The following is a 13,304-nucleotide window of genomic DNA, read 5'->3' as shown; positions in this document are numbered from 1 at the left end:
AAATACTAAAAACAACCATTATCAGATCCTTCCATCGATTAAAAATATATTTAAAAGGCTAAATATTATTATTTTTTATACCGCTCTAAAACCTCATCAATGATAAAGCTTATATTCAGAAAGTGCTGAACCAGCTCATGAATATTTTCCTGCATATTATCCGGCTTAAAGCTAACCCAACCCTGCATCAGAGTAAGCGGACCATATTTTAGACTTATATTGGGCCAGCCTTTTTGATATTTTGAAAATTCATGTCTAAAATCCTGAGCAAAATCTCTGTTGGCTATTTTGTAGTTTTTAAATTCCCTAAGTTTTAAAGCATGAATATTGTAGTATAATTTTTCTTCTTGCAAAGCCTTATCATTAACCCAGACTGAAAAGAAAATTCTCCCGGCAGAATCTAATGGAGACTTTTGATCTGCTGCCCATTCCGGTTTATAAACTTTTAATGCAACAGATTCTAAAACAACCTCTATTGATACTTTCAAACCAAGCCCTTCAAATTTTTCTTTAGAAATCTCCGTGATTACTGAATGAAATTGTTTTGTATAAAAGGTATAATCCATCTCCTATTTTTTTAATAAAGATATTAAATACTATAGTTCAGATGTATAAAAAAAACCTTCAGAAATTCTGAAGGTTTTGATTTTATTTTTTGATTGAGCCTTTCTTCCAGTTGGATTTGAAATTACAGTTATCGTAACGTCCATCTATGGAAATAAAAGTGGTTGGTAACTTGGAGTTAACAAATTTCTCAACCATTTCGTTTTTCTTTTTATTGAGCGCCATTTGTTTGATGCGGCTAAAGTCTGTTTCCAAAGTGATCTGGTGCGCAGGAATAACATCTTCAAGTTTAATGATTTTTACCGCTTTTCTTCTGTTATCCTCATCTTCAAAAGCTGTAGTAATATCTCCTTTATTTAAACCTGCCAATTCATAACTGATTGTTCCAGGGATACTTTCTCTTTCGATTTTGTCTGAACCGTCACCTCCAGGAATTATACCGGCATTGAACTTGGTTCTTTTATCATCTGAGAACTTGAACGCTGCATCTTTAAACGTCATCTTTCCGTCCATGATTAAACCTCTGATACTGTCTAATTTCGCTTTTGCTGTCTTAAGTTCTTCATCTGTAGGAGTTGCTTTCAAAAGAATATGTCTTGCGTCATATACTTTTCCTGATCTCTTCAACAACTGAATGATATGGTATCCGAATTCAGATTCAATAGGATCTGAGATTTCATTTTCCTGAAGGTTTAAAGCTGCTGCTTCAAACGGCTTCACCATCTGTCCTTTGTTGATATTTTTATATAATCCCCCGTTCGTAGCAGAACCTTCATCTTCAGAATAAATTCTTGCCTGGCTTTCGAAAGTTTCTCCACCAAGAATATCCTGTTTGATTTTTTTCAACCTGTTGATCAAATCCTGCTTATGAGCTTCCGTTAAGGTAGGATACATCATGATTTGAGCTAAAGTAACTTCATCCTTTACCTGTGGCAGCTGCATTTTATACATGTTATAAAAATCAGTTACCTCATTAGGTGTAACGTCTGCTTTATCAGTAACTCTCTGGTATTTTGCCTGTCCGTAATATTGATCCGTATCGATTTTCTCGATAGCGTTTTTCATTTCGTAAGAATTTCTGAATTTATAAGCAGTTAATAAAGCTTTTTCATCCGGAAATTGAGAAAGCAACTGACGGTATTTTTGATTCGCCTGCTCTTTGATGGCAGCAGAACGGTTTTCAATTAACGTATCTTTTTTTGCTTCGTATACAAGAAGTTTGTTGTTGATAAGGCTTTCAAGAAACTCACATTTATCTGTGTTGCTAGCTCCCTGCTGTTTCCCATAATTCATCTGCTCTGTAACATCTGATTCCAAAACAATTTCATTTCCGATTACAGCAGCAATACCATCCACTAAATCTCCCGGTTTTAGCTGGGCGTTCATCATATTAGAAGAAAATATCATGATGAAAATCCCAAGAAGATAAGTGATTTTTAGTTTATTTGTCATTTTACTATTTTAACAAGTTGCAAATTTAGAATTCTTAACGAATTTCACTCAATTTTTTATTATAAATATTTCTTAAAAAGACTTATTTACTGCAGTTCAACATCAAATGTCGTCAATTCTTTGAATTGTCTCAATCTGCTGAACATATCTGATTCGTTTACTTCTTCAATTCTTTGAGTTCCGAATTTTTCTACTGTGAAAGAAGCCATTGCAGATCCTACGATCAATGCAGACTTCATAGTATCAAAATCAATTTTACCTTTTTTAGCCAAATAAGCTGCAAAACCTCCTGCGAAAGTATCACCTGCACCGGTTGGATCAAAAACATCTTCTAACGGAAGCGCCGGGATCGCAAATACTTTACCGTCATGGAAAAGTAAAGCTCCGTGCTCTCCTTTTTTGATGATAACATATTCAGGTCCCATTGCATGGATCTTCTTAGCAGCTTTTACCAGAGAATATTCTCCTGAAAGTTGTCTCGCTTCTTCATCATTGATGGTAATTACGTCAGTTTTAGCAATCATATCCATCAAAATATCCCAAGCACAATCCATCCAGAAGTTCATGGTATCAAGGATCACAAGTTTAGGACGGTTGTTCATTTTTTCTAATACGGATAACTGAACTCCAGGGTGTAGGTTACCAAGTAATAAAATTTCGGCATCCTGCATAGAATCTGGGATTTTCGGATCAAAGTTCTCCAATACGTTTACTTCTGTAGCCAACGTATCTCTAGTATTCAGATCATTATGATATTTTCCTGACCAGAAAAATGTTTTTCCATCTTTTACGATTTCAATTCCCTCGATATTTACTTCTCTGTTCGTGAACATATCAAGATGTTCCTGTGGAAAGTCTCCCCCTACTACAGAAACGATACCAGATTTAACGCCTAAAATAGATGAAGTGATCCCAATATAAGTAGCAGCTCCGCCTAAAATTTTGTCCGTTTTACCAAATGGTGTTTCAATTGCATCAAATGCAACACTTCCTACAACTAAAAGTTTCATATATTTTTCAATGTATATTAAAAGTAATTATTTTTTCCATTCAAAAGAGTCCAGCATATGTTTCATATCATTCTTGATATAGTTTACAGCAGGAGCCAGAGAGTCCGGTTTCGGTCTCGTATTAAAGTATAAGTAACCAGTCACGAAATTTTTCGTACTGTCTGTAATGTAAAATTGAAGATTGGAAGCGCTCTGCCCTTTCAGCTCATAGAAATTCCCATATACTTTCTTTTCAGGGTATTCAAATGATTTTGTGTCTATAGAACTGGCTTTAATAGTATGTTCGTATACCATTTTTTCAGCTTCCTTGATATGTTCCGCAAAGTCATTCTGTATCGGGTAATAGGTTACGAAAACCTTTGCTTTCATCTTTGGATAGTTTAGATAATACCAGCAAGGTTTTTTCGCTGCGGTAATATTGGCAAAATCCGAATACTCGAAGGTATATGCACAGTTGTTTTCAAACTTCTGGTATTTCGGTGTCGGGTATTCCAGACGCAGCTCTCCATACGGTTTTGGAACCGGGTCTTTTCCACATGAAATTAAAAGCAGTGATACAAAAATAAAAATGACTTTTTTAATCATTTTGCAAAAGTACAAATTAGATTTCAGATTTCGGAAGACAAATTTCAGTCTTTCAATGAGTTTTGAATGTAATTTTCCAGAGGCTTCGGAAAAGATTTATCGTGAGAACCCTGAACATCGGTAATCTGGTATTGATTTTCAGTAATAAAACGATTCCAGATCTCTTTTGAAGACACCTCAACCTTGAATATTTCAATAGTTAAATTCTTGTGTGTCAGTTTGTGGGTAACCGTTTTAGAACCGGTAATAAAGGGTTTCATTTCAGGAGAAATAGAAGACGGAAACTCAAATAATTTCTTCCAGATAAAATCATCTTTTCGCTGACGGATCAGAAACTCCCCGTTTCTATGAACAAAATAATAAGTTAAAGCCAGATCTTCAGCCTTTACTTTTTTTGTTTTGACAGGATAATCTGCTGTTTTTTGTAAGGAAAAAGCAAGACAGTCTTCATTTATCGGACATTCTCCACATAATGGATTTTTGGGTTTACAGATTTCTGAACCAATATCCATCATCGCCTGGTTGAAATCTCCCACATTATCCGGCATTACCAAAGTCGCCAATTCTGAAAAATAAGCAAACGCCCTTGAGTTTGAAATATCAAAATCATCAGCAAAGAAACGGCTCAGCACACGGTAAAAGTTTCCATCTACTGCCGGCATTTTTCCTCCAAAGCAGATACTTGAAACCGCTGCTGCTGTATACTTTCCAATTCCTTTCAGTTTTAAAATTTCTTCGTACTGATTGGGAAATATACCATTGTAATCATTCATGATCTGCTGGGCAGCTTTATGAATATTGATAGCTCTGGAATAATAGCCTAGTCCTTTCCAGTAAAGCAAGACTTCATTTTCATGGGCTTCAGCTAAGGTTTTTACATCCGGGAACCTTTTAATGAAATTATTATAATGATTAAGCCCCTGATTAATTCTTGTCTGCTGAAATACAATTTCGCAGATCCAAATTTTATACGGATCTTTTGTCTGTCTGAAAGGCAGATCTCTCGCATTATTCCGATACCATTCCAAAAGCCTGTTTCCTACATGAAGGAATTCTGAGGCTGCAATATTCTTTTCCAAAAACCAATCAATTTAAGTCGCTGAAGAGGTTTTGTCTCTTCCCCTGCATCATTTCAGGAACGCAAAGATAGGTTTATTTTATTTTTTCAAATTCTATCTATTTTTTTATTTCCTTACTTTATTTGTTAAGTTGTATCGTAACAATGAATCTGCTTAAGTTTACCGTAAATGAAAGGAGGTTCATAATAATATAAATAGATTAATTCAGCTATTTTTTCTTCACAGAATATACAGAAGCTCCTCTTAACCACTGATATTTAAGGTTTCTATCTTTAGCAATAAAACGATAGCCATCCAATTTTTTCAGGTATAAGTACATGGAATCTTCTTTCAGCTTTAGCTTATGAGGCGATAAAAACATCATCGGCATTTCCAAAGTGGAATCTCTTATTGTTTTTAAAACTTTTCCGGATCTAACTTTATAAAGGAAAAATGTTTTTCCACGACCTTTTGAGCTATCTGCAAGCTTAACTTCCGAACTTGCTAAAACCAGTTCACTGCCATCGAAACATTCTTCCTCATCCATAATATATGCCTTCCCTTCCTGACGTTCGTCTGCAAAAAGATCGTCTTCATATTGACCGGGACTCTGATATTTTTTTTCACAACTTGCTAATACAGCCATTAATAGTATAGGCATACCGATGGCAAGTTTGATATTCGTTTTAATATTCATAGGTATTGGTAGAAAAAAACCGATGTAAAAAATGCATCGGTTTTTATATTAAAAATAAGGGGTTATTATTCTTGAGCGTATTCTGCATCCCATTCGTTACCATCATCTCCCTTGTGTCCGTCAAGTTTAATAACGAAACTTTTTGTAGGGAAATAAGGGGTCATACGGATATCAAGCCATACTCTGTCTTTGTTTACTCTATCCTGTTCGAAACGAACGATTTTAAATTTCTCTATCAATTTGTCTGGCCCTTTGATATTATCTAAGAACGTTACAATTTGTCTTCTCAAATCGTCTTCATTTTTAGCATTCCAGTTTTCGAAAGCTCTTCTGTTCAGGAAGTCTAGTAATACTTTAGTGACATAGTCAAATACACGAACTACTGAATAGGTTTGAAGACCGATGTTGTCTCCTGTAAATAATGTCTTAGCAGAGAAAGCCATAATTTTACCATATTCGTTAACCATTGGTACAAGACCCATTTTTTCTAACTGAGAAATTTCACTTTTCTTCAATTCGAATTTTACAGCATCTACTTCGTTGATATTACCATGCTTTTTACCTGCTGCTACCTGAGACATCAATGTTTTATGAATTTTTCCTGCTAATGAAGTGGAAGGTGGAAGTTCTACGTTTTCTTCTTCTCCTACCTCTTCAGCTTTTCCACGTCCTACCAGCCAGTTACACGTCATAATAACATTACTTCTGTGAAGTTCGCCCCCTGTAAGATTTGCAGAGTGGAATAAGTCTACTACATCATCCGGTTTGTCAAGGTTAGCAAAATCTGTAACCATCATTACCTTGTTTTCGTTACAGATTTTAGCCCACTTTTCAATAACTTTATTGGATCCTAAATATCCAGGGATTGCAAGGATTGAATAGTTATCTCTAAGGTCTAAACGGTCATAGTAATTTTTAAATTCCTCAGAAATGGCATCAATGAATAAAGGATTGTCTAAGTCTGAAACCTGATCCAGGCTTGCATTAACAATACTTACGTTATCCACTTTATCCAATTCTGTATTTTTGTAGAATTGAGCTACAGTTCTATAGTTAGTTTCTAACAAACGAACGGCATCCAATGTACTTTTTAAGTTTTTCTTTAAGTTCTGATCAGCTTGCTGTGCTTTGGTTTTGCACGTATCTGCCATTTTATCTGCCGATTCGCTACCTTCTAAAAGGCTTACCCAAAGATTGATCTTCTGAAGAAGCTCTTTTCTTTCTTCTGCTTTATTGCCATCGTTAAGAAAGATTTCTTTCCTTGCTTTTCTTGTTGGGTTCATATTGGCGATACCGTCTACAACGGATTCAACAAAGCCAAAACCTCCCATTTTATTGAGTTCCGCAAGCGGGTTACCTTTCGGCTGCCCTGAGTGTTGCTGCTGCTGCCCTTGCTGCTGGCTTTCTTGCGCCTGTAATTTGCTATCCATGATTTAATGTAAGTCTTTAATTATTTTTCAAGTTCTTGTGCTACATCCTTCAATACTTCGATGAACGCCGCTCTAGTTTGGTCGTTCTCTAACATATTACGAAGAATTTTATTGGTTTTTAACTGACGTACAATTTTATTGTACTGCTCCTGCTCCATGCTCAGCTGCTGAAGATAGTCAGATTTCTGAGTAAGGCTTTTAGGAGTAAAGTCTCCAAGATTCTGAAAACGGAATTCTTCATCAACCACTCCTCCATCTTCTGTTTCGTGTTGTACTGCCACAGAAGGCTGAAAATGTTTGAAGACATCTTCCACAGTTTTTAATCCTGTTACAATTTCAGGGGTATAAGATTCGTCTGTTGTAAGCTGGCTTACTATCAGTGATTTATTTTCCTGTATTTCCTGAATAGCTTCATTAGCGTCTACTTTTACCTCGTTTCCGCCAACACCATAATTAAACATTGCCATATTATTATTATTTTGAGATTTACTATTTGGGTTTGGATCTGTTTTTGAGTCGTTTACAAACTAATCAAATAAATTACTAATCCAAAGTTTAAATTTAAAAAAAAACTGTAACATACAAAATTTTGTCAAGATTTTTCTTAAATTATTTAAATTTTTCTATGTTTATTTAGCATAAAATCATGATCTTACGATGTCACTAAGCTATGAAAAAATAAATAAAAATTAACCATGAGGAGATAAAATAAAATACCGGTTCGTTTTCTATTTATAAAAGCATCAAACTGTGTTAAAATAAGTATTCCTACTCTCTGAAGAAAAAATATTCTTTATATTTAAATAAAGAAAACAGAATATGAAAGATGTAAAGATCGCGTTTAGGAAACCCATATATCCTGTTTCAGAAGCATTAGAACAGTATCTGGAAAAACATAACAGAACCACCAAAATTAAGTTTCTGTATGAAGACCTGCTAAGATTCACAGACAGTGTGAATATTCTGGATAAAGAAGGCAAAGATACTTTATGGCTCGGAGTAATGTATCCTGAATATGAGTTTAAAGAAATAGAGGCTAATTTGAATAAAATTTATACTCTTCTTCATTCTGACGGAGATGAAGCTACTTTGCCTTATCTTACAGTAGATACCATTGATTTTTGTACGTTTGGAAATTCTAAACCTTTTCGAATTCGGGTGAGAAATATTCTGAACGACAATTATACTAATTTTTATATTAAGCAGGCCGATGCATCACGGATATACGGGCTGGAACTTGAAGATCTTCTTTCTCCCAACCGAATTAATTTTCTGATTTACAAAAACACCCTGATAGAAGAACATATTCTAGGAATTCCAGGAGATGTATTTATTCAAAAACACATGTCCAACTGCACAGAACAAGAAAAGGCACAAATTTCCAAAGAGTTTGTAAAGTTTAATGAACGCTGTCTCATTGGGCTCCTTGGCGACATGCGCTCTTATAATTATGTTATTATTCCTATCCACGATTTTGATCAGGTTATTTACAGAATTCGCCCCATTGATTTTGACCAGCAAAGTTATGAAGGAAATCTGAAAGTGTATCTTCCCCAATACTTCAAAGAAAACAACCCGATGGTTACTATGGTAATGGAAAAGCTAAAGCCTAATTCTATAGAACAATATCGTAAAGAAGTACGTTCACAAATTGTAAAAAGAGTGACCAGCAGCAAAAGCAGATTCGATGAACTCATTTCTATTATGAAAAAAGAAAATATTGCACCGGAAGCCAATGTTACAGAACTTAAAACGGCTTTGCGAAAGCTTACCTACGATGTCAATTTCAAGTATTGTAAAACCATGGGAGATATTATAGAAACCGGAATAAAGTTTGTCATCCGAAATTATAAAAAAGCCTATTAAAAAGAGAATCCATCTCACATTGCATGAGATGGATTCTTTCTTTTCTAACAATTTTTTGGTACTCTTACCAAATTTTTATTCTGTCTTCAGGAGCTTTATACATTTTATCTCCCGATTTGATATCAAATGCTTTAATAAATGAGTCCTGGTTCACCAATGGACCGAAAGCTCTGTACATTCCCGGAGAATGCGGATCTGTTTTCACCTGGTTAATCATATACTCATTGGTTGCTTTTGTTCTCCAAACAGTTGCCCAGCTCATAAAGAATCTCTGATCCTGAGTGAATCCGCTGATCTTTCCTGGGTTTCCTTTATCTTTAAGGTACATCTGAAGAGCATCGTAAGCTACTGCTACTCCACCTAAGTCACCAATATTTTCTCCACTTGTAAATTTACCATTCACAAAACTTCCTTTTACAGGCTCATAAGAACTATATTGAGCTGCTAACTGAGCTACTTTTGCATCAAAGTTCTTACGGTCAGCATCTGTCCACCAATTGTTAAGGTTTCCATCCCCATCGAAACGGGAACCACTGTCATCAAAACCGTGAGAGATCTCATGACCGATTACCGCTCCAATTCCACCGAAGTTTACAGCAGCGTCTGCTTTAGGGTTGTAGAAAGGAGGTTGAAGAATTGCTGCAGGGAATACGATTTCGTTGTTTGATCCGCTATAGTAAGCATTTACCGTTTGCGGAGACATTCCCCATTCTGCTTTATCAACCGGTTTTCCTACTTTATCAAGGTTTCTCTGGTACTGCCAAGCAGATACATTTTGTAAGTTAGCATATAATGACCCGCCTTGTTTTGGAGACTCCACCTTTAACTGACTATAATCTTTCCATTTATCCGGATAAGCAATCTTTACGGTGAACTTGGATAGTTTTTCCTGAGCCTTTACTTTTGTTTCAGGAGACATCCAATCGATATTTGCAATATGGGTTTTAAATGATTTTAAAAGGTAATCAATATAAGTTTCCATCTGCTGTTTGGCTTCCGGAGTAAAATATTTTTCTACATATAATTTACCGAATGCTTCACCCAGAACACCATTTACAAGGGTTAGCCCTCTTTTGTTCATAGGTCGTTGTTCTTTTTGTCCCTGTAAATCTTTTGCATAGAAATCAAATCTGATCTGCTCAAGATTTTCATCAAGGTTACTGGCATTACCGTTAATCAGATGATATTTCAGATAGTCTTTTAATAAAGGAAGGTTTTTCTGCGTAATGAACTGATCCATGTTCTGGTAGTATTTCAGTTCTCCGATGATTACCCTGTCAGTATTTACTCCTGCATCTTTAAGGTATTTTGCAAGATCAACATTTTTCACTACTCCTGCTAACTCAGAAACGTTTTTAGGGTTGTATCTTAAATTAGCATCTCTGTTCTGCTCTAATGTCAACAAGTAGTTCGCCAGCTGCTTTTCAAAATCCACTACATTCTGTGCAGCCTGAGTAGAATTTTTATAGCCTAAAACCCCGAATAACTTTCCAACATACGCCTGATATTGGCCTAAAGTTTTAGTATTGGCATCATTTACTTTCTGATAATAATCTCTTCCTAAACCAAGATCCGGACCTCCAAGATATACTGCATTCATCTTAGAGTTTTTCATATCTGCTCCTGCTCTCCATCCATAGAAAGAATTATCTCCTAGTTTGGTAGCTTCTAAAAGATACTTTTGAAGATCATTTAGATTTTTAATCGCATCAATTTTTGCAAGGTCTCCCTTGATAGGACTTAGTCCATCAGCATTTCTTTTCGCAGTATCCATAAAGGAAGCATAAAGACTTTGGATTTTCTGTCCTTCAGAACCGGCAGGATAGGTTTCGGTAAGGATCTTATTTAAAATATCCAATGAAGCATCATCTACATTTTCTCTCAATGCATTGAAAGACCCCCAATTGGCTTTATCTGAAGGAATTTGAGTAGTTTTCACCCAATTTCCGTTCACATAGCTAAAAAAGTCATCCTGCGGACGCACACCTGTATCCATATAAGATAAATTGATCCCCTCCTCCTTTACTTCTTCTTTTGCCGGCGTTGCAACGGTTGCTGTAGCCTCTGTTTTTGTATCTGTCCCTGCAGTTTTTGCAGCACCACACGAATTTAGCAATACTATACCCGAAAAGGCAAGTATACCAATATTTAGCTTTTTCATTGAAGATAATTTTTGATTTTACACAAACTTATCAAATATACGAACTTTAATGATATGTAATGGATATAATTCTTCAATAGTGTTTTCAGAGTAAGTGAAGCAGGTTTAAGGTTTAAACCATCCCGTTAGAAATTCTTCAAACTTTTGCCAATCCTATCGAGGATGGGAATGATGGAAGCCGTTCCTTATGAATTTTGTTTAAGATAGTTCACAGCCCAACCTATCATGTATCATCTTCTAGTCAATTATCTCTTAATCGATATCTATCCTTAAAAAAAATCTTACCATATTTTAATTCTGTCTTCCGGAGCTTTGTATAATTTGTCCCCTTTTTTCACATCGAAAGTATTATAAAATGAATCAATATTAATTAATGGAGCAAAACTTCTAAGATATCCCGGTGAATGTTTATCAATTTTAATCTGAAGAAGCAGATATTTATCTGTCGCTTTTGTTTTCCATACACTTGCCCAGCTCATAAAAAACCTTTGGTTTGGGGTGAATCCACTTATTTTTCCTGGATTTCCTTTGTCTTTCAAATACATTTGAAGGGCATCATAAGCAATATTTACCCCTCCCAGGTCTGCAATATTTTCTCCGTTTGTATGGATCCCATTGATGAAAGATCCTTTTACTGGTTCATATTGGGAGTATTGCGTAGCAAGAGCTTTGGTTGCTTTCTCAAAATTGGCTTTATCTTCAGGCAGCCACCAGTCTACCAAATTTCCTTCACCATCAAACTGAGCTCCTGAATCATCAAACCCATGGCTTATTTCATGACCAATAACTCCTCCTATTCCGCCAAAATTTACGGCTGCATCTGCTTTAGGATTAAAGAAGGGTGGCTGAAGAATAGCTGCCGGAAATACGATCTCATTGTTTACCGCTCGGTAATAAGCATTTACAGTTTGCGGAGTCATCCCCCATTCTGATTTATCAACCGGTTTTCTTATTTTTTCAAGTTTCTTATTATAATTCCATGCAGCAATATCCTGAAGGTTGTTATATAAAGAACTTTCCGGAATAATTTCTAAAGCTGAATAGTCTTTCCATTGATCAGGACACCCCACTTTTACACTAAATTTATTAAGTTTATCCATGGCTCTTTCTTTAGTGACCGGTGACATCCATGTTAAATTTTTGATGTGAACTGCAAAGCTTTTCTTTAAATAACCAATCAGTTCTATCATTTGAGCTTTAGATTCTGCAGGAAAGTATTTTTCAACATATAGTTTTCCAAAGGCTTCTCCTATATTCCTATTAATCAACTCGAGGCCTCTTTTATCCAAAGTCCTTTGTTCCTGCTGCCCGAATAAGTATTTTCCAAAGAAGTTAAAATTAATATTGTCTAGCTTTTCGCTTAAATAAGTTGCATTTCCGTTAATCAGATGAAATTTCATATAATCTTTAATCACCGGCAGATTTTTCGCATTGATTAACTTATCCAGATTTTTATAATAATTAATTTCTCCGATAATGACTTTATCTGTGTTTACCCCTACTTTTTTAAGATATCCAGGAAGATCTATTTCTTTTACCAAAGCTGATAGTTCTGCTATGGTCTGAGGGTTGTACTGAAGGGTATTGTCACGACTCTGTTCATTGGTCAGATAGGTTTTTGCAATGCTTTTCTCATACTCAACAATTCCTTTTGAAACATCATCAGCATTTGTATATCCCAGTTCTTTCAACATAGAAGCTACATATTTCTGGTATTCAGCAAGAGTTTCAGTATTTTTCTCATTGACTTTCTGATAATACTCTCTTCCCCAAAGTCCTAACGTTGGAATCCCCAAATAAACAGCATTCATCTTTGAATTTTTGCGATCGGCACTCACAGACCATCCATAGAAAATGTTTTCTCCGTCCTTTGTTGCAGCAATCAGATAATTCTGAAGATCAGTAAGGTTTTTGATAGCATCAATTGTATTGAGTTTTTCCTGAATAGGCTTGATACCATCTGTATTTCGCTTCTGCATATTCATATAAGAAGCATAAAGATCCTGGATTTTTTTTCCTTCACTTCCTACGGCAAACTTATCCGTCAAAAGGGAGTTAAGAATCATCATAGAATTGTTATCTGTGTCTTCTGCAAGTTTATCAAAGCTTCCCCAAGCTGGCTTATCTGAAGGGATTTGAACCGTTTTCATCCATGCTCCATTCACATAATTATAAAAATCATCCTGTGGCCGTATTGAAGTGTTCATTGCAGCAAGATCTAAACCTTTGTCTATAGTGTTTACTGCTCTTTTAGTAGTTTTAGCCTGTGCATTCACCAAATTCTGAGTGCAAATCCCTGTGATTAAGGATAGGGAAAGTATCAGTTTTTTCATAGTATTACCTTTTATAATACTATATGTATGTATTGATTTACAATTCGTTACATAATTTCCAAATAAATACTGCTATTTTCAATCTTTTTCAAAAAAATTATGACAAAAAATATTTATTTTTTTTCAATCCACCTTTCAAATCCTATAA

The 13,304-nt window shown here is 35.3% G+C and carries 11 protein-coding genes; 1 reads left to right on the top strand and 10 read right to left on the bottom strand.

Translation table 11 applies throughout. The annotated features are described in order from the left end of the window. Positions 1–68: 68 nt before the first annotated feature. The 8 genes from EL260_RS06930 to EL260_RS06895 all read right to left on the bottom strand — a co-directional run bounded on the left by EL260_RS06930 (position 69) and on the right by EL260_RS06895 (position 7,263). Positions 69–566 carry a hypothetical protein gene (locus EL260_RS06930; RefSeq protein WP_123859513.1) on the bottom strand — a complete coding sequence of 166 codons (498 nt, stop codon included), beginning with the start codon at positions 564–566 and terminating at the stop codon, positions 69–71. An 82-nt stretch (positions 567–648) separates the two neighbouring features. Continuing rightward, on the bottom strand, positions 649–2,016 hold the full coding sequence (locus tag EL260_RS06925; protein ID WP_123859512.1) for a peptidylprolyl isomerase: 1,368 nt from the start codon (positions 2,014–2,016) through the stop codon (positions 649–651). Between the two features lie 86 nt (positions 2,017–2,102). Next, positions 2,103–3,026: a PfkB family carbohydrate kinase gene (locus EL260_RS06920; protein ID WP_123859511.1), complete on the bottom strand. Its 924-nt coding sequence runs from the start codon at positions 3,024–3,026 to the stop codon at positions 2,103–2,105. A gap of 27 nt (positions 3,027–3,053) precedes the next feature. Then, on the bottom strand, positions 3,054–3,611 hold the full coding sequence (gldD, locus tag EL260_RS06915) for a gliding motility lipoprotein GldD (RefSeq protein WP_123859510.1): 558 nt from the start codon (positions 3,609–3,611) through the stop codon (positions 3,054–3,056). Positions 3,612–3,655: 44 nt separating this feature from the next. After that, positions 3,656–4,690 carry an A/G-specific adenine glycosylase gene (mutY, locus tag EL260_RS06910; protein WP_123859509.1) on the bottom strand — a complete coding sequence of 345 codons (1,035 nt, stop codon included), beginning with the start codon at positions 4,688–4,690 and terminating at the stop codon, positions 3,656–3,658. Between the two features lie 208 nt (positions 4,691–4,898). Further along, positions 4,899–5,366: a hypothetical protein gene (locus EL260_RS06905; protein WP_123859508.1), complete on the bottom strand. Its 468-nt coding sequence runs from the start codon at positions 5,364–5,366 to the stop codon at positions 4,899–4,901. 65 nt (positions 5,367–5,431) lie between these two features. Next, on the bottom strand, positions 5,432–6,796 hold the full coding sequence (locus tag EL260_RS06900; RefSeq protein ID WP_123859507.1) for a DUF5458 family protein: 1,365 nt from the start codon (positions 6,794–6,796) through the stop codon (positions 5,432–5,434). A 20-nt stretch (positions 6,797–6,816) separates the two neighbouring features. Further along, a complete protein-coding gene (locus EL260_RS06895; RefSeq protein WP_164464392.1) occupies positions 6,817–7,263 on the bottom strand; it encodes a type VI secretion system contractile sheath small subunit in 447 nt (148 codons plus the stop codon). Positions 7,264–7,615: 352 nt separating this feature from the next. Here EL260_RS06895 and EL260_RS06890 point away from each other — a divergent pair, with 352 nt between their 5' ends. Next, positions 7,616–8,662, top strand: coding sequence for a hypothetical protein (locus EL260_RS06890; RefSeq protein ID WP_123859506.1), 1,047 nt, complete (start codon positions 7,616–7,618; stop codon positions 8,660–8,662). 64 nt (positions 8,663–8,726) lie between these two features. Here EL260_RS06890 and EL260_RS06885 read toward each other — a convergent pair whose 3' ends face one another. Together EL260_RS06885 and EL260_RS06880 are read right to left on the bottom strand one after the other, a co-directional pair. Beyond that, positions 8,727–10,823 (bottom strand): M13 family metallopeptidase, encoded by a 2,097-nt coding sequence (locus EL260_RS06885; RefSeq protein ID WP_123859505.1) that lies wholly within the window; start codon positions 10,821–10,823, stop codon positions 8,727–8,729. A 281-nt stretch (positions 10,824–11,104) separates the two neighbouring features. After that, positions 11,105–13,156 carry a M13 family metallopeptidase gene (locus EL260_RS06880; protein ID WP_123859504.1) on the bottom strand — a complete coding sequence of 684 codons (2,052 nt, stop codon included), beginning with the start codon at positions 13,154–13,156 and terminating at the stop codon, positions 11,105–11,107. Positions 13,157–13,304 lie beyond the last annotated feature (148 nt).

It is taken from the genome of Chryseobacterium nakagawai, assembly GCF_900637665.1.
GTDB lineage: Bacteria > Bacteroidota > Bacteroidia > Flavobacteriales > Weeksellaceae > Chryseobacterium > Chryseobacterium nakagawai.
Note: the sequence above shows the minus strand (reverse complement) of the source record. Positions and strands in the feature narration are given on the sequence as shown.